This window comes from Lactobacillus sp. CBA3605 (assembly GCF_002970915.1).
GTDB lineage: Bacteria > Bacillota > Bacilli > Lactobacillales > Lactobacillaceae > Lactiplantibacillus.
The window spans coordinates 1,879,384-1,904,632 of the sequence record NZ_CP027190.1; the positions used below are offsets into that span (position 1 = coordinate 1,879,384).

The 25,249-nt window shown below is 42.7% G+C and carries 28 protein-coding genes, 1 other RNA gene and 1 other annotated feature; of the genes, 18 read left to right on the forward strand and 11 right to left on the reverse strand.

Annotation, left to right across the window (positions count from 1 at the left end):
- Window positions 1-38: 38 nt before the first annotated feature.
- The 3 genes from rplA (at window position 39) to rplL (ending at window position 1,852) form a co-directional block, all read left to right on the forward strand.
- Window positions 39-728 (forward strand): 50S ribosomal protein L1, encoded by a 690-nt coding sequence (rplA, locus tag C5Z25_RS09015; protein WP_105449855.1) that lies wholly within the window; start codon window positions 39-41, stop codon window positions 726-728.
- Window positions 729-784: 56 nt separating this feature from the next.
- Window positions 785-898 (forward strand) — a sequence feature (ribosomal protein L10 leader region).
- Window positions 899-927: 29 nt separating this feature from the next.
- Window positions 928-1,431 carry a 50S ribosomal protein L10 gene (gene rplJ, locus C5Z25_RS09020; RefSeq protein ID WP_105449856.1) on the forward strand — a complete coding sequence of 168 codons (504 nt, stop codon included), beginning with the start codon at window positions 928-930 and terminating at the stop codon, window positions 1,429-1,431.
- Between the two features lie 52 nt (window positions 1,432-1,483).
- A complete protein-coding gene (gene rplL, locus C5Z25_RS09025; RefSeq protein WP_105449857.1) occupies window positions 1,484-1,852 on the forward strand; it encodes a 50S ribosomal protein L7/L12 in 369 nt (122 codons plus the stop codon).
- Window positions 1,853-1,973: 121 nt separating this feature from the next.
- Here rplL and C5Z25_RS09030 read toward each other — a convergent pair whose 3' ends face one another.
- Both C5Z25_RS09030 and C5Z25_RS09035 read right to left on the reverse strand, forming a co-directional pair.
- On the reverse strand, window positions 1,974-2,957 hold the full coding sequence (locus C5Z25_RS09030) for a DNA/RNA non-specific endonuclease (RefSeq protein ID WP_105452319.1): 984 nt from the start codon (window positions 2,955-2,957) through the stop codon (window positions 1,974-1,976).
- 19 nt (window positions 2,958-2,976) lie between these two features.
- The gene (locus tag C5Z25_RS09035; protein ID WP_105452320.1) at window positions 2,977-3,621 is read right to left on the reverse strand and encodes a sunset domain-containing protein; all 645 of its coding nucleotides are present in this window, start codon (window positions 3,619-3,621) and stop codon (window positions 2,977-2,979) included.
- Window positions 3,622-3,908: 287 nt separating this feature from the next.
- Here C5Z25_RS09035 and mprF point away from each other — a divergent pair, with 287 nt between their 5' ends.
- Window positions 3,909-6,530, forward strand: a complete 2,622-nt coding sequence (gene mprF, locus C5Z25_RS09040) for a bifunctional lysylphosphatidylglycerol flippase/synthetase MprF (RefSeq protein ID WP_105452321.1) — start codon at window positions 3,909-3,911, stop codon at window positions 6,528-6,530.
- Between the two features lie 95 nt (window positions 6,531-6,625).
- Here mprF and C5Z25_RS09045 read toward each other — a convergent pair whose 3' ends face one another.
- The 4 genes from C5Z25_RS09045 to C5Z25_RS09060 form a co-directional block, all read right to left on the reverse strand.
- Complete coding sequence (locus C5Z25_RS09045) at window positions 6,626-7,201, reverse strand: LOG family protein (RefSeq protein ID WP_105452322.1); 576 nt, start codon at window positions 7,199-7,201, stop codon at window positions 6,626-6,628.
- Window positions 7,202-7,293: 92 nt separating this feature from the next.
- Window positions 7,294-8,310: a class 1b ribonucleoside-diphosphate reductase subunit beta gene (nrdF, locus tag C5Z25_RS09050; protein WP_105449862.1), complete on the reverse strand. Its 1,017-nt coding sequence runs from the start codon at window positions 8,308-8,310 to the stop codon at window positions 7,294-7,296.
- A 29-nt stretch (window positions 8,311-8,339) separates the two neighbouring features.
- Window positions 8,340-10,505: a class 1b ribonucleoside-diphosphate reductase subunit alpha gene (gene nrdE, locus C5Z25_RS09055; protein WP_105452323.1), complete on the reverse strand. Its 2,166-nt coding sequence runs from the start codon at window positions 10,503-10,505 to the stop codon at window positions 8,340-8,342.
- 135 nt (window positions 10,506-10,640) lie between these two features.
- Window positions 10,641-10,871, reverse strand: a complete 231-nt coding sequence (locus C5Z25_RS09060) for a redoxin NrdH (RefSeq protein WP_105452324.1) — start codon at window positions 10,869-10,871, stop codon at window positions 10,641-10,643.
- A 222-nt stretch (window positions 10,872-11,093) separates the two neighbouring features.
- Here C5Z25_RS09060 and C5Z25_RS09065 point away from each other — a divergent pair, with 222 nt between their 5' ends.
- From C5Z25_RS09065 to galE, 14 genes are all read left to right on the forward strand, one after another.
- Window positions 11,094-11,714: a class I SAM-dependent methyltransferase gene (locus C5Z25_RS09065; RefSeq protein ID WP_105452325.1), complete on the forward strand. Its 621-nt coding sequence runs from the start codon at window positions 11,094-11,096 to the stop codon at window positions 11,712-11,714.
- A gap of 16 nt (window positions 11,715-11,730) precedes the next feature.
- Complete coding sequence (locus tag C5Z25_RS09070; RefSeq protein WP_105452877.1) at window positions 11,731-12,210, forward strand: nucleoside deaminase; 480 nt, start codon at window positions 11,731-11,733, stop codon at window positions 12,208-12,210.
- 53 nt (window positions 12,211-12,263) lie between these two features.
- Window positions 12,264-12,350: signal recognition particle sRNA small type (gene ffs, locus C5Z25_RS09075), an RNA gene on the forward strand.
- Between the two features lie 100 nt (window positions 12,351-12,450).
- Window positions 12,451-14,148 (forward strand): DNA polymerase III subunit gamma/tau, encoded by a 1,698-nt coding sequence (gene dnaX / locus C5Z25_RS09080; RefSeq protein ID WP_105452326.1) that lies wholly within the window; start codon window positions 12,451-12,453, stop codon window positions 14,146-14,148.
- Window positions 14,149-14,171: 23 nt separating this feature from the next.
- Window positions 14,172-14,480 (forward strand): YbaB/EbfC family nucleoid-associated protein, encoded by a 309-nt coding sequence (locus tag C5Z25_RS09085; protein ID WP_105452327.1) that lies wholly within the window; start codon window positions 14,172-14,174, stop codon window positions 14,478-14,480.
- A gap of 26 nt (window positions 14,481-14,506) precedes the next feature.
- Window positions 14,507-15,106 (forward strand): recombination mediator RecR, encoded by a 600-nt coding sequence (recR, locus tag C5Z25_RS09090; protein WP_105449868.1) that lies wholly within the window; start codon window positions 14,507-14,509, stop codon window positions 15,104-15,106.
- A 15-nt stretch (window positions 15,107-15,121) separates the two neighbouring features.
- Entirely contained in the window at window positions 15,122-15,373 is a 252-nt protein-coding gene (locus tag C5Z25_RS09095; RefSeq protein WP_105450177.1) for a YaaL family protein, read from the forward strand.
- A 190-nt stretch (window positions 15,374-15,563) separates the two neighbouring features.
- Complete coding sequence (tmk, locus tag C5Z25_RS09100) at window positions 15,564-16,229, forward strand: dTMP kinase (RefSeq protein ID WP_105450178.1); 666 nt, start codon at window positions 15,564-15,566, stop codon at window positions 16,227-16,229.
- Window positions 16,226-16,555: a cyclic di-AMP receptor DarA gene (darA, locus tag C5Z25_RS09105; RefSeq protein WP_105452328.1), complete on the forward strand. Its 330-nt coding sequence runs from the start codon at window positions 16,226-16,228 to the stop codon at window positions 16,553-16,555. Before tmk ends, darA begins: the two co-directional genes overlap by 4 nt.
- A gap of 18 nt (window positions 16,556-16,573) precedes the next feature.
- Complete coding sequence (gene holB / locus C5Z25_RS09110) at window positions 16,574-17,599, forward strand: DNA polymerase III subunit delta' (protein WP_105452329.1); 1,026 nt, start codon at window positions 16,574-16,576, stop codon at window positions 17,597-17,599.
- Between the two features lie 20 nt (window positions 17,600-17,619).
- On the forward strand, window positions 17,620-17,967 hold the full coding sequence (locus C5Z25_RS09115; protein WP_105449871.1) for a DNA replication initiation control protein YabA: 348 nt from the start codon (window positions 17,620-17,622) through the stop codon (window positions 17,965-17,967).
- 22 nt (window positions 17,968-17,989) lie between these two features.
- Entirely contained in the window at window positions 17,990-18,868 is an 879-nt protein-coding gene (gene rsmI / locus C5Z25_RS09120) for a 16S rRNA (cytidine(1402)-2'-O)-methyltransferase (RefSeq protein ID WP_105452330.1), read from the forward strand.
- A 15-nt stretch (window positions 18,869-18,883) separates the two neighbouring features.
- Entirely contained in the window at window positions 18,884-19,669 is a 786-nt protein-coding gene (locus C5Z25_RS09125; RefSeq protein ID WP_105452331.1) for an acyl-[acyl-carrier-protein] thioesterase, read from the forward strand.
- Between the two features lie 123 nt (window positions 19,670-19,792).
- Window positions 19,793-20,788 (forward strand): UDP-glucose 4-epimerase GalE, encoded by a 996-nt coding sequence (gene galE, locus C5Z25_RS09130; RefSeq protein ID WP_105452332.1) that lies wholly within the window; start codon window positions 19,793-19,795, stop codon window positions 20,786-20,788.
- Between the two features lie 96 nt (window positions 20,789-20,884).
- Here the strand turns inward: galE and phnW are convergent, their stop codons facing one another.
- From phnW to phnC, 5 genes are read right to left on the reverse strand one after another with little or no spacing between them, the layout of a single operon-like run.
- Window positions 20,885-21,985, reverse strand: coding sequence for a 2-aminoethylphosphonate--pyruvate transaminase (gene phnW / locus C5Z25_RS09135; protein WP_105452333.1), 1,101 nt, complete (start codon window positions 21,983-21,985; stop codon window positions 20,885-20,887).
- A gap of 19 nt (window positions 21,986-22,004) precedes the next feature.
- Window positions 22,005-22,802, reverse strand: coding sequence for a phosphonoacetaldehyde hydrolase (gene phnX / locus C5Z25_RS09140; RefSeq protein WP_105452334.1), 798 nt, complete (start codon window positions 22,800-22,802; stop codon window positions 22,005-22,007).
- A 25-nt stretch (window positions 22,803-22,827) separates the two neighbouring features.
- Window positions 22,828-23,682: a PhnE/PtxC family ABC transporter permease gene (locus C5Z25_RS09145; protein WP_105452335.1), complete on the reverse strand. Its 855-nt coding sequence runs from the start codon at window positions 23,680-23,682 to the stop codon at window positions 22,828-22,830.
- A complete protein-coding gene (phnE, locus tag C5Z25_RS09150; protein WP_105452336.1) occupies window positions 23,679-24,482 on the reverse strand; it encodes a phosphonate ABC transporter, permease protein PhnE in 804 nt (267 codons plus the stop codon). The genes C5Z25_RS09145 and phnE overlap by 4 nt, the downstream gene beginning before the upstream one ends.
- On the reverse strand, window positions 24,472-25,245 hold the full coding sequence (gene phnC, locus C5Z25_RS09155; protein ID WP_105452337.1) for a phosphonate ABC transporter ATP-binding protein: 774 nt from the start codon (window positions 25,243-25,245) through the stop codon (window positions 24,472-24,474). Before phnC ends, phnE begins: the two co-directional genes overlap by 11 nt.
- Between the last annotated feature and the right edge of the window lie 4 nt (window positions 25,246-25,249).

Below are 25,249 nucleotides of genomic sequence, written 5' to 3' on the forward strand. Positions count from 1 at the left end.
TCCGTTTGAACCACATTTGCAAGGAGGAAAACACTTAGATGGCAAATAAAAGTAAACAATACCAAGACGCCGCTAAGCTAGTTGATCATGACAAAGCTTACGATGTAACTGAAGCGGTAGACTTGGTTAAAAAAATGGATTTCGCAAAATTTGATGCAACCGTTGAAGTTGCTTTCAAATTAAACGTTGATACAAAGCAAGCCGACCAACAACTTCGTGGTGCGGTTGTCCTACCAAACGGTACTGGTAAAGAACAAACAGTTATCGTTTTTGCTAAGGGCGACAAAGCTAAAGAAGCTGAAGAAGCCGGTGCTGATGTTGTCGGTGAAGCCGACCTAGTTGGCCGGATTCAAGACGGTTGGTTAGACTTTGACGTTGCAATCGCAACCCCAGACATGATGGCCCAAGTGGGTCGTTTAGGTCGGGTACTTGGACCTAAAGGTTTAATGCCTAACCCTAAGACTGGGACTGTTACGATGGATGTTGCTAAAGCGGTTAACGATTCAAAAGCCGGTAAAGTAACGTACCGGACTGACCGTGATGGTAATGTTCACGTTCCTGTTGGCAAGGTATCATTTGATACTGACAAGTTAGTTGGTAACTTCAAGACCATTGAAGATACCATCATCAAAGCTCGTCCAGCCTCAGTACGTGGGACTTTCGTTCAAAACTTAGTTGTTACTTCAACATTTACGCCAGCCGTACGTGTTGACTTAGCTTCATTTTAAGGACAAAGTTTTTTAAAACAATTGACCGCTTAGGTAATCTGTGATAGATTACTAGAGGTTATGTTATATCTCTACCTAAGACTCAGGTGGCTTAACGGCCTCAAACATACCTGCCGAGGACATTGTTTTTCTCTATGTCTTGGTGGACATAGGGATTTTTTTATAAATCCCTGAACCAAAATTCTGGGAGGTGAATCTATTGAGTAAAGAAACTGTTGCTATTAAAGCAAAAGAAGTCGAAGAAGTTACGGCACAATTAAAGAGCGCTGTATCAGCTATTGTGGTTGATTATCGTGGTTTAACTGTTGAACAAGTAACTGACTTACGTAAGCAATTACGTGAGGCCGGTGTCAAGATGCGCGTTATCAAGAATAAAATCATGGTACGGGCTGCTGAAAAAGCTGGTTATGCTGACATGAATGATGTCTTTTCTGGTCCTACGGCGGTGGCCTTCTCTGAAGAAGATCCCGTTGCTCCAGCTAAGATTTTAGCTAACTTTGCTAAGACTGCTGACGCCCTTCAACTTAAGGGTGGCGTGATTGAAGGAAAAGTTGCTTCTCTTGAAGAAGTTCAAGAATATGCAACCTTACCATCACGTGAAGAATTATTGGCTACTATTGCTAATATGTTACAAGCACCTGTTCGTAACGTGGCATACGCTGTTAAGGCGGTTGCTGAAAAGGGCGACGAAGACGCAGCTTAGGCTGTTGGTGTAAACAAAAAAATTAATTTCATACAAAATGGAGGAACATAAAATGGCTTTTGATAAAGACACTATTATCAACTCATTAAAAGAAGCTTCAATTTCAGATTTAAACGACTTAGTTAAGGCTATCGAAGAAGAATTCGATGTCTCAGCTTCAGCACCAGTTGCTGTTGCTGGCGCTGCTGGTGGCGATGCTGCTGCAGCTAAGGATTCATACGATGTTGAATTAACTGAATCTGGCGACCAAAAGGTTAAGGCTATTAAAGCCGTTCGCGATATCACTGGTCTTGGCTTGAAAGATGCTAAGGGCCTTGTTGATGGCGTTCCTTCAATCGTTAAAGAAGGCGTCTCAGAAGACGAAGCTAACGATATCAAGGCTAAACTTGAAGAAGTTGGTGGCGTTGTTACCCTTAAGTAATTTAATTGCTTAAGCGGACTACGCTGGACCACGCTAACCATGGCAACATGGTGGCGTGGTTTTTTTGTGTTAGCTAAAAATCTGGATCAACTAAAACCGAATGGTCGGTTAGCGAGTCGATTTAATTAGCGACGCGACTGGTTCCAGTTTGGTAATTTAACGTCATGCCGGTTTGTACATTGAAGATGTAAACATTAAAGCTAACAGCTGAACTATCAATGGATTGGGCCCGCATTTGTACGCCACTAGCCAATAAATTATCGGCTTTAAAGATTGGTTTAACTTCGTAACGCACGTAGTGATCAGGGCTGGCGTGTAAATAGTCGGCAACCTGATTTTCATAAGTCACCATTTCGGGATCGTTCAGTGAGCGGGTCCCGGTAATGAGGTTCTTCGGGTTGTTGTTTTGTCCGGTTAATTGATAACCAATCAGGTGACTACGATTATATAACCATCCACTGGCAATTCGCTTATTATGCCAACCAGTAGGGTCAACTGTTAAGGCCGTTCGCTTAGTAGTGGGCATCAAACTTTGATTTAATAAGGCGTCCGCAATGGTCGGACGATTTAATTGGTCTAAGTCACCATACTTTTGCCAGGCCCCATTGCGGGTCGTTAAGTCTGCGGTACTAAAGGCTGGATTATTCGCGTTGATAGTTACGGTCGGGTGACCTTGATACTGCTGATTAGCTAACGCAGTGTTAGTTGGGTTACCGCTAGTCCTCGTCGTGGTCGCCGCGGTTGTTTTAGTAGCCCCATCAGCTTTATTCTGGGCTTTTTGGTGATCAATGGTGGTTTTACGACTGGTTAATTTTTGAGCTGTTTTTTTCAAACTAGTAGCGGAGCGCTGATTAGCCGCAATTAAAGCTGCTAACTTAGTATCATTTTTAACTGTGATATGATGTGTTTTTTTGACGATCTTCGTTTTAGTGACCGTTTTAGGCTTGGTGGCGGCCGTGCTGTTAAGATTAAAAGCCCCTAGACTTAGTAGTAACAAAATGATAATAGGCCAGCTATGTCGTAAGAACCGTTTTCCCCGTAAATGACGGCGTTGAAAGAGATGCCAGCTCCAATAAATAGCGCCGATTAATAATAAATATCCCATAGTTAGTTAGACTCCTTTATTAGCGTAACGATTTGCGATAGCCGGCCGCTTGAGCAGCTGCCTCGGTATCGAAGTAAACCGCGTTTTTCCCGGCCATATGGTAGTTATGGCCGGTCTCAATATGATAGATTTTAGAATTACGATTACCAATAATCCGGCCAGTTTGGGCGGTATCTGTATCGCCACTAAAGTGATTGGCATTATTGGTGGTACTGGCTGCAGAACTGGTCTGGGTTGATGTGGCGGCGGTGTCTGCTTGCTGTGCGGCAGCTTTTGAGGCGGCCTTAGCTGCCTCATGACTGCTACTAACGCTGGCTGCCAGTACTGAACTCGTACTAGCAGCAATCGAAGATGACGCAGCGACTGCTGCTGAGTGTGCCGATGAGTGACTGGCAGTTAGCGCACTCGATTGTGAGCTGGCCTCTGAGCCGGCTTGGGTTAAAGTTGAAGACTGTTGACTGAGTTGTTTGGCCGAAGCCGCATTGGCTCGACTGACAGCTTTAGCTGATGACCAGGCCGCAGTATCTGCGGCAGTCCGCTTGCTGACATAGCTCGTTTTAGTGTGGGTGACAATCTTAGGGGTGGTAGTGGCCGTTGATTGGGCACAACCGCTTAAAATTGTCAGACTTAAAAGTGCAATTAAAACAGGTTTTCCAAAGTGCATAAAGTTCCCCTCCAAAGTATGATACTTAAATTATATAAGAATGGATTGCATTGGGTAAAGGGGAAATTGAATAAAAATACTTAAATACGTAAAAAACAAGAATTTCACCTTGATTTTTTAGGTTGATTAATAATTGAAAAACGACTGGTTTACGGAACTTAATTATGTGAGTTAATCAAAGTCATGATGATGAGACTGTAAACTAGTTTTAAAACTTGGGTGGAAGGTTGTATAAATGAAATAAGATTGCGATAATAAGAGCAATAACGGTATTGGGGGAATTTTTTTTGAAGGCGATGATACAAAAAGTGGGAGCCAGCTTAAATAAACGGCTGGGCTTAATTAAGGCCTTATTTGTCTTTTCAGTTTTACTGTTTGTTATTACTGAAGTGGGTAAAATTGCAAAAGAAGTAAGTGGGGCTCAATTAGGAACGGCGCTAGCTTCACAAAGCTGGTGGCATTTATTAAGTATGGTTGTGATTGGGATGGTGGCGGTAACGCCCATGCTGACTTATGACGTGATGATTACGAAATTCTTGCCGAACCACTATTCGCTGGGATATATTTTTAAAGCCGGTTGGATTACGAATACTTTTACGAACATTGGGGGCTTCGGCGGTGTACTAGGTGCCTCTTTGCGGGCCAACTTCTATAACAAAGGTGCCAGTAAAAAACAGATTGTCTTTGCCATCTCTAAAATTGCTTTATTCTTAGTGTCGGGATTATCGCTTTACTGTATGATTTCATTGATTTTGGTCTATGGTTTTGGCATCGGCCAAGTTTACCGCAGTTATTGGATTTGGTTGGTTGGTGGTTCTTTGTATTTCCCAGCTGTCTTTATCTTTACCCGGGTCAATGATTCGGCCTTCTTTGAAGGGCTAACACTGGGCAATGTTGTTCGGTTATTAAGTGGCTCGTTCGGGGAATGGACAGGCTGTGTGCTGTTCTTTTTACTGATTGGTAATTTTATGCAATTACCAATTGATTTTGCAGCGGTTGTGCCGCTGTTTGTGATTGCCTCAGTCGTTGGGGAAGTATCGATGGTTCCCGGTGGCATTGGCTCATTTGATGTATTTATGATTTTTGGACTGGGAGCCGTTGGGGTCTCACGGCCAGATGCGGTAGCGTGGTTATTGTTTTATCGGTTATTTTATTACATTATTCCGTTTGCGATTGGGCTAGGTTTATTCACACATGATACTGGTCGGCGCTTAAATCAACATTTAGAGGGTATTCCGAAGGCTGCTTTACAACGATTTGCTCAAATAGCGTTAACCGTTTTTCTTTATGTTTCCGGTTTTTTAATGTTGTTAATGTCGACGGTGCCTAATTTTGCCTATAATAATAAAATCTTCTTGCAGGTTTATCCATTTACCTTTTTCTTTATTAATCAAGCTAGTAGTATTGTGATGGCTTTCTTACTGATTGGGGTTGCGCTAGGTACAGCTGGTCGTGTCAAAAAAGCTTTTTGGCCAACGGTGATTGTCTTATTGATTGCGATTCTAAACACGATTCGTTGGCTAGTGGTGTATGACGCTATTTCCATGAAGTTTATTATCTTTTTAGTGATTATTCTAGCGCTAGTCGCATTATCAAAGCAGGCCTACTATCGTCAACGGCTAGCGCTCTCGTGGGGGCAACTGCTGTGGGTAGGCTGTGTCTATGTGATTACTTTTGTCTTGTATACGATTGTGGGCGTTTATAATGCACCACAAATTCATCATCGGCATGCGGTTCCAGAAGCCTTGTTTTTCCCTTCACAAAAATTATGGTTATTCGGCGTAATTGGCTTAGTCATTGCGGCGTTAATTTTGGTCGCCATGAATCGTTATTTTGCGAATGGTCATAATGCGCGGCTGGGATTGAAGTTAGATCTTGAACGCGTTAAGCACGTGATTGCAACGGCTGGTGGTAATGAGATTTCACACTTAGCTTTTTTAAATGATAAATTAGTTTATTACTATCAGGTCGCAGGTGAAGACCAGCTTATCTTTCTGTACCAACAGAAGGCTGACAAGCTGATTCTGATGGGCGAGCCGTTCGGAAACCAAGCTTATCTTCAGCCGGCCTTAGAACAGCTCATGGACGATGCTGACAGCGATGGGTATTCATTGGTCTTCTATGAAATTAATGAAACGCTGACGATGCGGTTACATGAAATGGGATTTGATTTTATTAAGACTGGCGAGGAAGGCCATGTAAAACTCGCTGACTTTAGCTTGGCCGGTAAGCGACTTCGTGGTGAACGGGCTTTGATGAATAAGTTTACGCGGGATCGTTATCAGTTTGAAATCTTGCAGCCACCATTTTCAGCAGCGACAATGGCAGAATTAAAAGCTGTTTCAGATAGTTGGCTTAATGGTGAGGCTGAAAAAGGATTCTCGTTAGGATTCTTTGATGAGACTTACTTGAATCAGGCCCCGATTGCGGTGGTTTATAACCCTGATCATCAATTGGTAGCCTTTGCCAACCTGATGCCACAGGGGAATGATAAAATCGCGTCGATTGATTTGATGCGATCAAGTGCGGCTGCACCGTCGGGAATTATGGATACGGTTTTTGTACATCTCTTTGAGCAGGCACGAGCGCAAGGGTTTGTTTACTTTAACATGGGAATGGCGCCGTTAGCAGGGGTCGGGGTCTCCCGGTATAGCTTCATTCAGGAAAAAATTGCACATTTGATTTATGAATATGGTTATCAATTGTACGGATTTCAAGGGTTGCGATCGTACAAAGAAAAATACGTGACGGCATGGGCGCCTAAGTATATCGCCTACCGAAAACGGAATTCATTAATTTTTACGATTTTACAATTATTGCAAGTGGTTAACACACGTCAAAAGAAGCACACTGAGCGCCATTTGTTACTTGGTCCAAAATGGTTTCAAAATTTAAATCAACATCGTTAATAGCTAAAAAGAAGCACTTCAAGAAGTCATAAAATTCTTGAAGTGCTTCTCTGTCATCAGGGTGCTGATTTTTGTTGCACACGCTTTTTTTAAGCTCAATTAGTATATTTAGGTGGAAGTACATGGTGGTAATTTTCTAAACCGTTAAAAATTTCTTCCAAATTATGACCGTTGATAAAGAGGTTTAGATTTTCAACCGGGGCAAAGCCCATCTTGGTGCTGGTGGCTAACATTTGCACCAGACTATCGTAAAAGCCATTAATATTATAAAGTGCAATCGGTTTTTGGTGAATATCAATTTGACTCCAGGATAACATTTGTAGGAATTCTTCAAATGTACCGAAGCCACCAGGCAGCACAATAAAAGCATCTGCTAAGTGCAGCATCTTTTCCTTACGTTCAGTCATCGTACTAGTTTCAATGAAAGTCGTAACGGTTTTTAGCGCTAATTCGCGTTCAACTAGGAAGCGGGGAATAATACCAATGACGCGACCACCAGCATCAAGGGTGGCGGTCGCAACTTTTCCCATCAGACCATGGTTACCACCACCATAAATCAGCTGATAATCATGATCAGCTAAGTATTGACCTAAGGCAATTGTTTTGGTAGTAAAGTCGGGGTCTAAGCCAGAATTAGAGCCACAAAAGACACAAATATTATGAATTGACATGGGTTGTTCATCCTCCATCGTAAAAATTAAAAAGTAGCGGCTACGAGACCAAGTCCCGAAGCCGCTACTTTACTGAACTTTAATGGTTTTAATTAAAGTGAGTCGCCTGGTTCACCAATATCGTAATCAGTGTCTTGCATTGCTTCAACTTGGCCCAAACGATAGCCATTCCCAACTTGTGAGAAGAAGTCATGGTTTGACGTCCCAGTTGAAATACCATTCATAACGACTGGGTTAACATCTTCAGCCGTATCTGGGAAGAGAGCATCTTGACCTAAGTTCATCAACGCCTTATTGGCATTGTAACGACTAAAGGTCAAAACTTCATCAGACCAGCCGATTTGATCGTAAACCAAATGAACATAATTTTCTTCATTTTCATAGAGTTTGTACAAGAAGTCGAACATCCAGTCTTTAAATTCAGCCTGGGCTTTTTCAGAACGATTCTTGAAGCCTAATTGGAATTTATAACCAATATAGGTACCATGGACACTTTCGTCCCGTAAAATTAATTTAATAATTTCGGCAACGTTTGGTAATTGATTATGCCCCAAATAATAAAGTGGCGTGTAAAAGCCAGAGTAGAATAAGAAGGTTTCCAAGAAAACATTCGCGACTTTTTGCTTTAATGGATCTTCATCGAAGTTATCATATAATTTATAAATCCATTTGGCTTTGTTTTGAAGATATTCTTCGCTGTCACTCCAGTCAAAGATTTCGTTGATTTCATCAGGCGTATTTAACGTTTCAAAAATCGTTGAATAACTTTTAGCATGGACTGATTCCATGAACTGAATATTGTTTAGAACTGCTGTTTCATGGGGGGTCACAATGTGCCGACGTAGTGATTGTAGACCATCTTGTGATTGTAAGGTGTCCAGTAACGTTAAGCCACCAAAGACGTGACCGACAACCCAACGATGATCGTCATCTAAGTCGCGCCAGTCCGCGATATCATTTGAAACTGGAATTCGGGTATCTAACCAAAATTGTTCGGTTAATTTTTCCCAAGTACTTTTATCAATTGCATCTGAAACTTGATCCCAGTTAATAGCTTTGTAATTGCCATTGCTGAGTAACTTTTGGTAATATGCCAAGTCTGTTGCCATAGCGAGTGTCCTCCTAGAGATTTAGTGTGCTAAATGACGCAGCTTTCACATTCATTGACGCCAACTTCACCATCGTCATCCGTAAAGGTCCGGATATAGTAGATTGACTTAATGCCTTTCCGGTAAGCATAATTCCGGAGGATGTTTAAGTCACGGGTCGTCATTTTGTCAGTCCGGCCGTCTTTCCATTCATATAAGCCGGCTGGAATGGTTGAACGCATGAAGAGGGTTAAACTCATGCCTTGATCAACGTGTTGCTGAGCAGCGGCGTAAACATCAATGACTTTACGCATGTCAGTATCATAAGCAGACTTATAATAATCAATTGTATCATTAGATAGGTAAGGAGCGGGATAATAGATCTTACCAATTTTCTTTTCTTGGCGTTCTTCGACCCGATTGATGATGGGATGCAAGCTAGCGGTCGTGTCATTAATGTAGGAAATCGAGCCATTTGGTGCAACGGCCATCCGGTTTTGATGGTATAAACCGTCGCGCATGACATCGGTTTTTAAGGCAGCCCAGTCAGCTTTAGTTGGAATGAAGATACCGTCAAACAAAGCCGCAGTTTTGGCAAATTTTGGTTGCCAAGCTTGGTCTAAGTACTTGTCAAAGTAAGTGCCGTCCGCATATTTTGATTTTTCGAAATTCACAAAAGTGGTATGGCGTTCACGAGCAATATCATTAGATGCTTTTAACGTCCAGTAGTTCAGCAATAAGAAGTAAATGTTAGTGAAGTCAACGGCTTCTTTGCTGCCATATTCCATCTGGTTCTTGGCGAAGAAGGCGTGTAAACCCATGGCGCCCAAACCGATGGTGTGCGCTTGATGGTTCCCTTTTTGAATAGAAGGCACAACATCCACGTTGGAATTGTCAGTAACAAAGGTTAAAGCTCGGACCATTGCGGCGACGGAATGACCAAAGTCGGGTGATTGCATCAAGTTCACAATATTAGTTGAGCCTAAGTTACAACTAATATCGGTCCCCATTTTCTCGTATTCTTGTTGATCGTTAATGAGTGAGGGCGTTTGGACCTGCATGACTTCAGAGCAAAGGTTACTCATAACGATTTTGCCGTCAATTGGGTTGGCCCGGTTAGCCGTATCAATATTAACGACGTAAGGATAGCCAGATTCTTGTTGTAACTTACTGATTTCGTTTTCAAGATCACGGGCCTTGAGCTTAGTCTTTTTGATGTTAGGATTCTTGACCATGTTGTCGTATTCTTTAGTAATATCAACATAGGAGAATGGCACGCCATATTCGCGTTCGACACCGTAAGGGCTGAATAAATACATATCGGCATCTGCTTTAAGGAGTTCATAAAATTTATCAGGTACCGTTACGCCAAGGGAAAGCGTCTTTAAACGGATTTTTTCATCAGCATTTTCTTTCTTAGCAGATAGGAAGGCAATAATATCTGGGTGGAAAACACTGAGGTAAACGACACCGGCCCCTTGGCGTTGGCCAAGTTGGTTGGAATAAGAAAAACTGTCTTCCAATAACTTCATGACAGGAACGACACCACTAGCAGCACCATCAATGTGCTTGATTGGATCACCAGCGCCACGTAAATTACTTAAGTTGATGCCGACCCCGCCACCAATTCGTGATAATTGGAGGGCCGAGTTAATCGTTCGGCCAATGGCATTCATGTCATCGGTTGATTGGATTAAGAAACAAGAGATTAGTTCACCACGCCGTGCACGCCCGGCATTTAAAAAGCTCGGCGTTGCGGGTTGGTAACGTTGATGGACGATTTCGTCGGCTAAGTTTAATGCCAATTGTTCGTCGCCATCGGCAAAGTACAAGGCATTCATAGCAACCCGGTCGATAAAGTTTTCTAAGTAATAGTCGCCATCGTCAGTCTTTAGGGCATACTGTGCGTAGAATTTATAAGCAGCCATAAACGTTTTGAATTTAAAATCTTGAGTCTGCAAATAAGCGTATAATTTTTCGATAAAACTAAAGTCATATTTTTCAATGAAACCAGTTTCTAAGTAGTCATGGTCTAATAAATAGTCAAAACGCGCTTTGAGACTGGCAAATTGTTTCGTGTTAGGCCGGACGTTTTGTGCCAGAAAGGCCGCTAAGGCATCCTGATCTTTGTTCAAAGGAATCTGATTGTTGATTGGAATATTGATTTCGTTATTTAAATCATAATAGGTAACATCTTTTAAGTCCTTCAGGCTCATAGGGGTTCCTCTTTCTTTTAAAATAATTAAATGCTGGCTAAAATGGACGACCCACAATCAATAGGGAACTAGTGATTGTGGGTCGGTTTTAAAAAGTGGTGTTAATTCGGTTTAAAGACACAAAAATAAACGGTGTTAGACAGCTAATTGTTTTAGTTCGTCAGGACGGAAGCCGGCAATGCTACTTTCGCCATTGATTTCAACGACGGGCACGGCTTGGAATCCTTGGTCCTTTAAATAGTCAACGTATTCAGGATTGAGGTTAATATTTTTTTCTTCAAATGCAATATTGTGTGCGGTCAAAAACTTCTTAGTCATCTTGCATTGCATACAATTGTTTTTCGTAAATACAGTTACTTTTTTCATTTCAAATCACCCTTAATTCGTTTAATCGATAAATTTAGTATACAACAAGCTAGGGAAAATACAATCAAAAAACACAACATCTCGTGGATGAAAAAGAATCAAACCACAAGGTGTTGTGTTAGGGCCGGCATTTAATCGCCATTTAAATTTATTTAAAATAATTGTCGTTATTTCGTGGAATCAGGTATCATAGACGTAGCCTAAAAATTAGAGGAAAAAATTATGACCAACTATTATTATACACACAATCCAGATATTGTGCATGCTGAAAAACAATGGAATTTTGAAATTTTTGCCCATCAGTTTAAATTTACGACCGACAATGGTGTTTTCTCCAAGCGGACCGTGGATTATGGGTCACGAACGTTATTGGCGGCTTTTAATCCAACCGATTTACCAGCTGGAAATATTTTAGATTTAGGGACTGGTTACGGTCCGATTGGGTTGGCTTTAGCCTACCAATCACCACAACGGACCGTTGATATGGTTGATGTGAATGAGCTAGCGCTAAGCTTGGCTCGTCAAAATGCCGCTTTAAATCAATTGACAAATGTTAACGTGTTTACTTCTGATTGTTATGAGCAAGTGACTACGACTAATTATGCGGCGATTGTGACTAATCCCCCCGTGCGTGCTGGTAAAACGGTTGTTGCGGCAATGTTGACTGGCGCTTTGGCGCATTTAGTCACGGGTGGGACCTTAACGGTGGTTTTACAAAAAAAGCAAGGGGCGCCTTCAGCCAAAAAGATAATGACGGCGACTTTTGGTAACTGTACGATTATTAAGAAAGACAAAGGCTACTATATTTTACAAAGTGTAAAGGAGGGATCACTTGATCGCTAGTGAATCAGAAAAATGGATGTTAGAAGCTTTACATGAGGCCAAGTTAGCTAGTCTAATTGGTGAAGTACCGATTGGAGCCGTAATTGTGCACGATGGTGAAATTATTGGTCGGGGACATAATCTTCGTGAACATGGTCAAGATGCCACGTTACATGCTGAAATCATGGCGATTCAAGAAGCCTGCGAATATTTACACAGTTGGCGCTTGGAAGACTGTCAGATTTATGTCACGTTAGAACCGTGTATCATGTGTAGCGGCGCCATTTTAAATGCGCGGATTCCAGAACTCTATTATGGCGCCCGTGACCCTAAGGCGGGTGCCGTTCATAGTTTGTATCATTTAATGGCTGATGACCGGTTGAACCATCAAGTGGCAGTGCATGAACGGATTTTGCCACGGCCTGCAGGTGAGTTATTAGAAAACTTTTTCCGGGATATTCGCAAACGCCAAAAGGCTGCTAAAAAGGCGCGTCGTCAAGCGACTGAAAAAAATTAAGCGGATGGCTAGCATTCTGTGCTTAAATCATGTATTATAGTATTTGCCGCAAGGCCTTAAGGCAAGGGTGGATTTACGAATCGTGTCAGGTCCGGAAGGAAGCAGCACTAAGTTTGCTTCATCTTGTGCCTTAAGTTTTTATGAAATGTAACAGCTCTTAGCCATTCGGTTGAGAGCTTTTTATTTAAATTAATGTTGTTATGAATTGAGCCAGTTGGCTAGTGAGAGAGGAAGATTCGCATGTATCGGGCATTATATCGGGTGTGGCGACCACAACGGTTTGACGAAATCGTCGGTCAACAGATGATTACGCAAACGCTAAAAAATGCGATCATGACCCACCAAACGAGTCATGCGTATTTGTTCACCGGACCACGAGGCACTGGGAAAACATCCGCGGCTAAGATTTTTTCAAAGGCGATTAACTGTCATCATTTGGTTGATGGTGAGCCTTGTAATCAATGTGAAACATGTGTGGCAACGACTAAAGGTCAATTAAATGATGTCATTGAAATTGATGCGGCTTCTAATAATGGGGTCGAAGAAATTCGAGATATTCGGGATAAAGCTAAATATGCGCCCACACAAGCAGATTATAAGGTTTATATCATTGATGAAGTGCATATGTTATCGACCGGCGCATTCAATGCCTTGTTAAAAACGTTAGAAGAACCACCGGCTAACGTGATTTTTATTTTAGCCACCACGGAACCTCACAAGATTCCGTTGACGATTATTTCGCGGACACAACGGTTTGATTTTCGGCGAATTACCGCTAAAGATAGCTATGACCGGATGGTTTATATTTTAGATCAAAAGCAAGTGACCTATGATGAAAAAGCGTTGCGGGTCATTGCGCAAGCCGCTGAAGGTGGGATGCGAGATGCGTTGAGTATTTTGGATCAAGTGATTTCTTTTGGCGATAACACGGTCACCTTGGACGACGCCTTGATGGTTACGGGTAGTGTGACCAAGACATTGATTGCAGATTATGTTGAAGCGGTGACCAGTCAACAAACTAAGCCAGCGTTGGAAACTATGCGTCAAATCTTACAAGCTGGTAAAGATGCGAATCGCTTTATTGAAGATTTGATTAGTTACACGCGAGATGTGTTACTCTATCAACAAGCACCTGAAATGGTCGATAGTGTGGCGATGGGCGAAAGTGATGATCGGTTCCAAGCCTTTGCCAAGCAAATTGATGCGGAAGTCTTGTATCAGATGATCAAAACGTTAAACGATATTCAACAACAGATGCGTTTTACAACCCATCCGGATGTTTATCTAGAAGTCTTAACCGTTAAGCTAGCACAGTTAACGCCCGCAACTGGGGGGCAAGTTGCCCCCGTTGCCGTGGGGCAAGATGATCCGACAATTCAGCAATTAACCACGAAAGTCGATCAGCTGCAAACTGAATTAACGACGCTTAAGGCCCAAGGTATCGCGACTAATCAGAGCCAACCGAAGCGAGTTAAGCAGACGGCTAATAATGGCCCAGCGGTTAAAAAAGTGAACGTTAGTCAAATTTATCCGATTTTAGGTGCGGCAACCAAAGCTGATTTGCTTAAGATTCGCGAGATATGGTCAGATTTAATGAATATTTTAAGTGTGACGCAACGTGCATTAATGCACGTTTCAAAGCCGGTCGCTGCCAGTGATGAAGGTGTCGTGGTTGCATTTGACTATGCCTTTTTATATCAAAAAGCGATTGATGATCAAGTCTTGATGGATGCTTTAAGCAATGGCTTAACTCGGCTGATGGGGTCGGCGCCAAAAGTTGTCTGTGTCCCAGAAGAACAGTGGCCGCAGCTACGTAAGGATTACTTAGCGACTCATCAGCCGGATGGGGACGCAGCACCAACTAAGCCGAAGCAACCGGCCGTGGTGGCCCAAGCTGAAGCGATGTTTAGTGGTATTGTCGAAGTTAAAGCAGATTAAAAATTGAAGGGAATTGATGAATAATGATGCGTGGTATGGGTAATATGCAAAATATGATGAAACAAATGAAGAAAATGCAACAGGATATGTCCGTTGAACAAGCGGCTTTAAACGAAGCAACTTTTACGGGTAGTGCGCCGGATGAGATGGTTAAAGTCACCTTTACTGGTGATAAGAAAATGCAAGATATTACGATTAATCCTGCCGCCGTTGATCCTGATGACGTGGATATGTTACAAGATTTGGTTTTGACTGCGGTGAATGATGCGTTAGCCCAAGTTGATGCACAAACACAAAGTACGATGGGCAAGTATACCAAGGGCTTGCAGTAGTCACGAACGGGTAGTGAGGTAAGCAAATGCAATATCCAGAACCAATTGCAAAGTTAATCGATAGTTATATGAAATTACCGGGTATTGGTGGTAAGACGGCGACTCGCTTAGCCTTTTACACCATTGATATGGACGGTGATGACGTCACTGAGTTTGCGAAAGCCTTAGTGGCTGCAAAACGTGATTTACATTTTTGCAGTATTTGTGGCAATATCACGGAAGATGACCCCTGTGTGATTTGTAAAGATAAATCGCGTGATCAAAGTGCTGTTTTGGTGGTCGAAGAGGCCAAAGATGTGATGGCTATGGAAAAAATCAAAGAATATCAAGGCTTATATCATGTTTTACATGGCGTTTTATCACCAGTTGATGGTAAGGGGCCCGAAGATATTAATATTGCGAGCTTGCTAAAACGGCTCCAACAAAATGAAGCGATTAAAGAGGTCATCATTGCGACCAATGCCACGCCTGAAGGTGAAGCGACAGCCATGTATATCTCGCGGCTCGTTAAGCCAGCTGGGATTAAGGTAACGCGGTTAGCGCACGGTTTATCTGTCGGTAGTGATATCCAATACGCGGACGAGATGACGCTCTTTAAGGCCGTTGAAGGCCGGCAAGAAATGTAAGTGGGGGTGAAACTAATTTTTAAGCGACGACAAAAAATTAAGCACCCCAAGGCAACGTATGATCAACAGTTATTGACGTTACTCAATGCTGCCAAAGTTGATTGGGATCGTGCGAAGCAAAATGAAAAAGCGATTTATGATAACAATACGAGTGAATTAGTGACCCAAACAGTATTGGCACGTGCCAAGTATTTATACTTGTACCGTGAAGCGCGCCGGCGCCAAGTTCATGGCAATCAAATTCAACGTTCAGTCATTGATAAATAGGATTAGACTTAAGGCGGTACGTTTTTTAACGTAGCGCTTTTTAGTTACAATGAAGCAAAAAACACAATTGATAGTGGTTAATGCAGTGAAATAAAGCTTTTAAATACCCTCACTAGTGGTGAACGCATTAGACATGTTTGCCACAATCAAGTACAATTATGACAATATGGATTATTAGATGGGATTGGGAATTGTGACAGGAAAGTTAGTAACCTTTGAAGGGCCCGATGGTGCTGGTAAGACTTCAGCATTGACAGCATTAGTTGCCAAGATAGCCCCGCAACTAGGCGATCAATTGGTCGTTACGCGGGAACCAGGTGGCAATCAAATTTCAGAAGCGATTCGAAAAATCATTTTGGATCGCCATAATACGGCGATGGATGACCGGACTGAAGCCTTATTGTACGCAGCGGCTCGGCGCCAACATTTGGTGCAAAAAATTCTACCAGCTTTAGCCCAAGATAAGTTGGTATTGTGTGATCGGTTTATCGACAGCTCAATTGCCTATCAAGGTGCGGGGCGGGGGATTGGTGAACAAGCCGTCGAAGAGATGAATCAATTTGCTACGGCAGGATTAACGCCTGATTTGACTTTGTATTTTGATGTTGATGCGGCGGTTGGGTTGCAGCGCATTCAAACGCATCGCCAAAATGAGATTAATCGCTTAGATGTGGAAGCCTTGAGCTTTCATCAACGAGTACAGGCTGCTTACCTACAGCTGTTAGCTCAGTATCCAGCGCGGATTAAGCGAGTAGATGCAAGTCAACCGTTAGCGCAAGTTGTCACACAAGCCCTACAGATTATGACAACACAATTACCACAATATTTTACCACTGAGGGGAAGTCGAAATTATGAAACTAATTATTGCCATTGTTCAAGATAAAGATAGTAACCGCCTCAGCAGTCAATTTATTGAAGCCAATGTGCGGGCCACGAAACTATCGACGACGGGCGGTTTTTTACGTTCTGGAAATACGACGTTCATGATTGGAATTGACGATGAACGGGTCGATGAAGTTTTAGCTATGATTAAGCACACCAGTCATGCGCGCGATCAGTTTATGACACCACCAGTTAACCTAGATGTTACGATGGATGGCGCTTCCGCCTACCCAGTTGAAGTTCAAGTTGGTGGGGCAACTGTGTTTGTCTTACCGATTGATCAATTTCACCAATTTTAAAGTTTAAGGTGGTTAATAATGGCAACAACTGATGAATTAACAACAACCTTAATGGCAAAGCAACCGGCACTATTGGCCGCTTTTAAACATATTATTACGCAAAAACATTTAGCCCATGCTTATTTATTTGCTGGTATGGCTGGGGCTGGTCAACATGAATTGGCTGTTTGGATTGCCCAACGGTTATTTTGTCACCATGTTGTGGCGGATGAACCAGATGGCACCTGTGATGAATGTTTGCGAATTGCCAATGGCCAGCATCCAGATATTGTGACGGTTGCGCCGGATGGTCAAAGTATTCACGTCGATCAGGTTCGTTACTTAAAGGCGGAGTTTTCTAAAAGTGCGGTGGAAGGTAATCGTAAGATTTTTATTATTTCGGATGCCGAAAAAATGACGGCGAGTGCGGCCAATAGTCTATTAAAGTTCATTGAAGAACCTAGTGGTAACGTGACCGCGTTCCTATTAACGACCAATAAACAACTCATGTTACCGACCATTATTTCGCGGACGCAGGTGATTGAGTTTCCGCCGTTACGCGCGGCTGAACTACAACAATTATTTGAACAGGCCGGGATTCCACCGCAACAAGCGCAAATTTTACGTCAGCTCACGAATAGCGTGGCCCAAGCCCAAAACTGGTTAGTCGATGATTGGTTAACGACAGCGGTGACACAACTTTGGCGCTGGTTTTCACAAGTGGTTAAAGGCGATGCACGGAGTTTTGTGGCAGTTCAGACTAATTTAGTGAGCTTGGGTAAGGATGCCGCACAACAAGGCGTGTTATTGGATTTGGTTGCGAGTCTATTTCAGGATTTACTGCAAGTCCATTTTAAAGTTGAGGCGCCAAACGAACTCAGTTTCGGCCAATATCAGGAACAATTAAAAGCAATGACGGCGACGTTACAGGCGTCGCAATTAGTAACGGCCACCGAATTAGCGTTGGCGGCTAAGCGCCAGCTGGCTAGTAATATTAGTTTTCAAAATGTGTTAGAAGGACTAACGTTACAATTGTGGCCGATTTTTCAAAAAACGCTTAAATAAAAAAAGATGAGGGTGAGCGTGTGGATAAGCGTGATTTATACGATAGTTTCGGTGATATGGAACAACAGATGCAACAAATGCTCGATAAAATGGCGCAACTACGGGCTGATATGACCAAGGTATTAGAAAAAAACGCTGAGTTAGTTATTGAAAACGAACATTTACGAGAACACATGGTTGAAATTGAGAATGAACTACCGAAAAAGACCGCTGGCACAACCACCCTTTCAAAATCGCGGCAAAATTTGGAAAAACTCTACGATGAAGGGTTCCATGTTTGTAATCAGTTTTATGGCAAACGGCGCGATGATGATGAATCATGTGTCTTTTGTTTAGAAGTGATTTATGGCGAACGGGAACGGGCCTAACTCTCGGTAAGGAGGAGACGATTTGGAAACGCAACAAAGTTTTGCTGATCATGCCACTGTAGGGACATTGTATTTAGTGCCGACGCCAATTGGTAACTTACAGGATATGACATATCGGGCGGTGGCGACGTTAAAGGCGGTTGATTTAATTGCAGCCGAAGATACCCGTAATACACAGAAATTGTTGAATCATTTTGAAATTGAGACTAAGCAAATTAGTTTTCATGAGCATAATACGCAAGAACGAATTCCACAATTAATTGCAAAGCTACAGGCGGGCGTTAACTTGGCTCAAGTGAGTGACGCTGGGATGCCATCAATTAGTGATCCTGGAACTGAGTTAGTGGCCGCTTGTGTCGCTGCAAAGTTACCCGTGGTTCCCTTGCCAGGCGCAAACGCTGGTCTAACAGCACTAATTGCGTCCGGATTAGTGCCACAACCTTTTTATTTTTATGGCTTTTTACCACGAAAAAAACAAGAACAAAAAGTCGCTTTAACGGCGTTAGTTGCTCGGAAAGAGACTGTTATTTTATATGAGTCGCCCTTTCGCGTTGCCAAAACGCTTGCGACCTTGGCGACAGTCTGTGAAGGCACCCGACCAGTCGTCGCTTGTCGAGAATTAACAAAACGTTATGAAGAATTTGCCCGTGGGACACTAACTGAGCTGGTTGAATGGGCCCAAAATCATCAACTTAAGGGGGAGTTTGTGCTATTAATCGGGGGTAATCCGCATGATCCTGAACCGGATACGCCGGATGAATTGGCACAATTGCCGTTAAAGGCTCAAGTTGAGGCGCTAATAGCCGCTGGTGATAAGCCGAATGTCGCAATTAAGGCGATTGCTAAACGCCGTCAGGTACAACGTCAGACTGTTTACAATGAATTTCACAATATCAATTAGAAGGGGGCGCAGGCAATGGCAACTTTAGGGGCACAGGCTAAAATTTTTACCGAAAAACACCGATTAACTTACTACGAATGTGATCGCACAGGGCGAGCAACGTTGACGACGCTAATTAACATTGCCATTTTAGCCTCACAAGATCAAAGTGATGCACTAGGATTAACGACAGAATTTGTCCAAAGTCATGGTGTGGGCTGGGTGGTGACCCAGTATGAGATGGCGATTACGCGGATGCCTAAATTGGATGAAACCGTCACATTGGCCGTTCGTGGGTCCGCATATAATCCATATTTTGCGTTTCGTGAATTTTGGATTCGTGATGCTGCAGGGCAGGTCTTAGCCTATATTACCAGTATTTGGGTGACCATGAGCCAAACAACGCGGCGGATTGTAAAAATTGATCCTGAATTAGTAGCGCCTTACCATTCAGAAGCTGTTAAGCGAATTCCACGGTTACCACGACCAATTAATTTTGAAGAAACCGCAGATACGTTGAGCAAGCCGTACCAAGTGCGGTTCTTTGATATTGATCCAAATCGGCATGTTAATAATGCCCATTATTTTGACTGGTTATTGGATACGTTACCTGCTGAATTTTTATTGCAGCATGATTTGGTCCAAGTAGCGGTTCGCTATGAAAATGAAGTGCAGTATGGGCATACTGTGACTTCAGCGGTAAATATTTTGCCGTCGACAGCGCCAGATGAAGTGACGACAAGCCATCGTATTATGGTTGGCGATGAGAAATGTTGTGAAGTGACAATTAAGTGGCAGCCGCTAGCAGCACCGATTGAATAAGTAAGGTACCCTAAAGTTGAGACGTCAGTGCTCAACTTTTTTTGGTGCGGTTAGGTGTCAACTTAAAGCTAATTGGCCGCTGGTTTATGCTATGATAAAGGTAAGTTTAAAGGGAGGTAAATTATGTCAATTCTTGTTTTGGGGGGAGCCGGCTATATCGGTTCTCATATGGTTGATCGTTTAGTTGAAAATGGTACCGAGGTAGCAGTTGTCGATAATTTGGTCACGGGTCATCGGGCTGCAATTAATCCAGCGGCCACTTTTTATGAAGGTGATGTGCGTGACGCTGAATTTCTGAACCAGGTTTTTGATCGTGAATCAATTACGGCAGTCGTTCATTTTGCTGCATTTTCAATCGTACCAGAATCAATGGAAAAGCCATTGAAATATTTTGACAATAATACTGGTGGGATGATTACGTTGTTAGAAGTCATGCATGCCCATGCGGTGAAGCATATTGTCTTCTCGTCAACGGCCGCCACTTATGGCACACCGAAACAAATTCCAATTAAAGAAACTGATCCGCAGAACCCAATTAACCCATATGGTGCTAGCAAGTTAATGATGGAACAGATTATGCACTGGGCAGACGTGGCCTATGGGATTAAGTTTGTGGCATTACGTTACTTTAACGTAGCTGGTGCAAAACCAGATGGTAGTATTGGGGAGGACCATGGTCCTGAAACTCATTTGGTTCCTATCATTTTACAAGTCGCTCAAGGTAAACGAGCAGAGCTAAAGATTTTTGGGGATGATTACCAGACGCCAGATGGCACTAATGTGCGTGATTATGTCCATGTGTTAGATTTGGCGGATGCACATATCTTAGCACTGAAGTATTTGGCCGCTGGAAATGACAGTGATGCCTTTAACTTAGGCTCTTCAACTGGTTTTTCTAATCGTCAAATGTTGGCAGCTGCCCGTGAAGTGACGGGTAAACCTATTCCTGCGACGTTAACTGCGCGGCGTCCAGGTGATCCAGACTCACTAGTAGCCGCTAGTGATAAGGCCCGCCAAGTTTTAGGCTGGCAACCACATTACGATGATGTTAATGAAATTATTAAGACGGCTTGGGCTTGGACCCAGAATCATCCTAATGGCTATGATGATCGCAACTAAATTGACTTAAATTAAAAGCACCAGGTTACTGACGCTACTAGCTGATTTCTAAGCTAGTGATGTCAAGCAACCTGGTGCTTTTTAAGCGGGTGTCACTTATTGATTGAGTTGTTGATAGTCGCTAATAATTGCAAGTAATCGGTTGATATCATCAGTATTAACATCACCAATGGTTCCAATACGAAAACTTGGAATGGTGGATACTTTCCCTGGATAAATCACAAAGCCCCGATCTTTGATAAATTGATAAAAATCGTCAAATTTAAAGTGGGTTGTGGGATATTTGAATGATGTAATGATAGGGCCTTGATTGGCTTGGTCAATGACTAATTCAAAACCGAGCGCTTGCATACCGGTACTTAATAGCGCTTGATTAGCGGCGTAACGATGATAACGTGGTATCACACCACCTTCAGCCTTAAATTCGGTCAAAGCTTGCGCAAAGGCATGCACAACATGGGTTGGTGACGTGAAACGCCACTTACCCGGTTGATCGGTCATCGTTTGCCATTGGGCATATAAATCAAGACTTAGTGACCGTGCATTAGTCGCTGTTTGAGCAAGCTTATTTTTTTTAGCAATGACAAATGCGAAGCCCGGCACGCCTTGTACACATTTATTAGCGCTACTGATTAAATAGTCACATGCCAATTGATCAACGTTGATTGGAACGCCCCCGAGACTCGACATTGCATCGATAATCGAGATGATTCCCCGTGCTTTTAGCAAGGGAAGCAACTGTTCGATGGGATTTAAAATACCAGTCGTGGTCTCACTATGGACGGTAGCGAAGTGGGTTACTTCGGGATGAGCGGCCAAGGCTTGAGCGATTCGTTGAGGATCAACTGCTTGATCCTCTGCAAATACGACGTCAACATGCGGAATTCGATAGTAGTCTGCGATGGTGCTCATACGATGACCATAGGCACCATTGATGGCAATCATTAAGACGGCATCTTCTCGCGGAATGGCCGTTCCAAGTGTTGCTTCGACGGCGTAACTACCACTGCCTTGTAGTAATACCGTTGTATAGTCGTCCGGATTAGCTTGCGCTAAAGTTAAAATCTGTTGTCGAATGGTTTCGGTAATTGCCCGGTAATCGCTATCCCAAGTACAGTAATCAATTTGCATCGCTGCTTTAACAGTTGCGGTCGTGCTTAGTGGGCCTGGTGTGAGTAATAAATACGGTTGTTTCATGGTGTACTCCTTTAAAGTCTTAGTGGGTATCGATAACGGGTTGATTGATTGTTGTAATTAATGCTGGTAGGTCAACCATTGATTGCAAAATATAATCGGCTCCAGCTGCCTGATAATCGGCCGTGACTTGAGTCCGTCGTTCAGCTTGTTCAGTAGGGGTTAACGTCTCAAATTCAGCTTGTGATAAGCCCATTAGATTACTCCCGTCAACGATACCGACAGTTAAGACGTTCGCGTTTTGACCTTCTAAAATATCATTGATAGAATCGCCGATTTTCAAAACAGTTGTAGGGTCAGTAATCGCTAATTGTTTGCAAGCGAGCTCAATCATGGCTGGCGCGGGTCGGCCGATGCCGTTAGTTTGAGCAGAGGTAATATTGACACTAGGACGATAGCCTTGTTTAGCAGCAATCGGAGCAACAATGGCTAACATTTCAGCATCATAACCAGTAGTAGTGCCATAGACAATTTTATGTTGATCAAGGTAATCAATAACAGCTGGCATCCCAGGTTTTAGCGTCGCAAAGTCAGTTAGTGAGGCTAATAAAATTGTTTTGAAATCCTGATAAATACGTTCACAATCATCATGCGAAGGTAAAACCTGAAAGCGAGCTTGCCAATTGTTTTGAACGAGTGGCAAGTTAATGATTTTGTGAATGTGGGTGTATTTATCTAAACCCATGTCTTGACGGATTTCGGCTTCAGAAATTGCAACCCCAACATTGGCAAAAGCTTGTTGAAAAGCTACGATAGGGGCACGGCTGCCATAGTCAATCGTCGTACCAGCCCAATCAAAAATAAGTGCTTTAATCGTCATGTTATAACTCCTTTAGTTAGATGGATTAGTTGTTTTTTAAATAATGACCACGCAAGCGCATGGAAACGACTTCCAATACGATGGCAACTGCAATCAAAAGGTAAACAATGAGGCCAACTTCGTGGAAATTGAAGTAGAAGCCACTGGCCATGAATAGGTAGTAACCAATATCGTCAGCACCAGCGGCGGCGCCAACGGCAACTGCATTAGCAAAGTTGATTTCAAAACGGATGAAAGTCCAACTCAGTAATGCTGGAATAATCGATGGTAAAATCGCTTGGAAGACAATCGGCCAAAAGCCAACACCACTAGCTTTTAATGCTTCAATCGTATCTTGAGAAGTTTCTTCAATACTTTCGGAATAAGCTTTGACCAAGTAGGCGACACTGTGAAATGTTAAGCCGACAACGGCTGCGTTAGCGCCCAAACCCATGACAACTGAATAAATCAGCACCCAGAGAATGGTCGGAATTGACCGAATGAACGCCATTACTGCTTTGATCGTGTCCGCTAGTCCATCAGGAACTAAGTTGCGGGCCGAAAAAACAGCGATGAAAAAGGCAATTAATGCGCCCAACAACGTGGTTAGCATGGCTAATGAGACACTAGTTGCTAATGCTCGTAGTAATAAAGGCCAGGAATCTTGACCAACACTTGGTTGTAAAAACATGGCCTTTAAGTTAAGCCCTAAGCTTTGAAAAGCATCAAGAAAATTCAAGTTGCCAGTATCAAGTGTGAGCAGTGAGTAAATGGTAATTAAACCTAAGGCACCTAACACGGCCCGCAGAATTAAGCGCGGTTTCGTGATTAATGAAATATGCGTTGTTTTAGGTGCGTGTGGCCGAACAGTCTCAGGCTTTGGTTGACTATTTTCAATCATGCAATCGCCCTCCGAATCTGAGTGGAAGTTAGTTCGAGTAAAATAACTAAAACGGCAATTAACAAGACAATTAAACCGGCAGCATCATAACGAAAACTTTTAAAATAGTGATTAAATAAGAACCCAATACCAGTTCCAGTTAGGATGCCGACCAAAGTGGCATCACGGAGATTGTTTTCAATCATGTAAAGGACCCAACTGGTCAAGGTACTAGCGACTTCGGGTAAAACCCCACAAAAAACACATTGGAAGTAATTAGCGCCAACTGCTTGGAGCGCCTGCAATTTTTCAGCGTTTAAGTCTTCAATCGTTTCCGTGAAGGCGCGGATTAAATAGCCTAAAGTCATGAAAAATAAAGCTAGAAAACCGGTTAAATCGCTTTGCTTGAAAGAAAATAGTAAAATCATCGACCAAGCAACTACTGGAATATTCCGTAGTAATGATGCAATTAACCGAATTGCCAATCTGAGACCAGAAGCAGGGCTAGTTGTCTTAGCACCAAGCACAGCCAAAATTAGAGCAAATAAACTAGCACAGACTGTGGAAGAAATTGCGACAATTAAAGTGCGCCATAACTGATAAAGAATGGGACCTAAATACGAGATTGAACTGGCAGTGGGGACAAAGTTCTTAAAGAGCCAGATTAAGCCAGCTGGAACCTGGGCTAGCGACGTCATTGTTTGAAAGTTAACAATGGCTACTGAGGCGACGTAAATCCCAATCAGAATCAATAGAACAACGAATAGTCGTAACCGACGTTGACGGAAAAATTGTTGTGGTGATTGAAAGTTAGTTTTCATGAGCACTCACCGTCGATTCAGGCTTTTTAGCTTGCGTATAGATTCGTTGTAAGATAGCATCGTCAACGGCTTGACTAGCACCTTCAAAGACAATTTCACCGCTATTAATGCCAATAATGTGATCAGCATAGGCGGTTGCAATATCGACTTGATGGAGATTAATGAGAATGATGAGTTGTTTTTCCTTGGCTAACCGACGTAAAATATCCATCACAATTTGTGTCGATTTAGGATCTAAAGAGGCAATTGGTTCATCACATAAAATCATTTTAGGATGCTGCATCAAAGCTCGAGCAATTCCAACGCGTTGTTGTTGACCACCGCTTAACTGATCACAGCGTTGATAAGCATATTCCTTGAGACCAACTTCGGTTAATAAAGCTAAAGCTTCGGCTTTTTCAGCGTCGGTGTAACGTCCCAACATGCCAGCTAAAGTCGATTTAGCACCCAAACGACCATGTAAGACATTTTCTAAAGCCGTTAATGGCTCGATGAGGTTGTAATTTTGAAAAATCATCCCAATGTGATGTCGAATACGGCGTAGTTCTGATTTATTAGCTTGGCGAATGTCTTGATCATCAAGTAGAATTTGGCCACTGTCGTCACGGATTAATTGGTTAACACTCCGTAAAATAGTTGTTTTACCAGCTCCGGATGGGCCAATGATGGCCGTAACTTCACCGGGTTGAGCTGTAAAATTAACGCCTTTAAGCGAGTGTTTATTTTGACCGTAAGTTTTATTTAATTGGATTACTTTGAGCATAGCA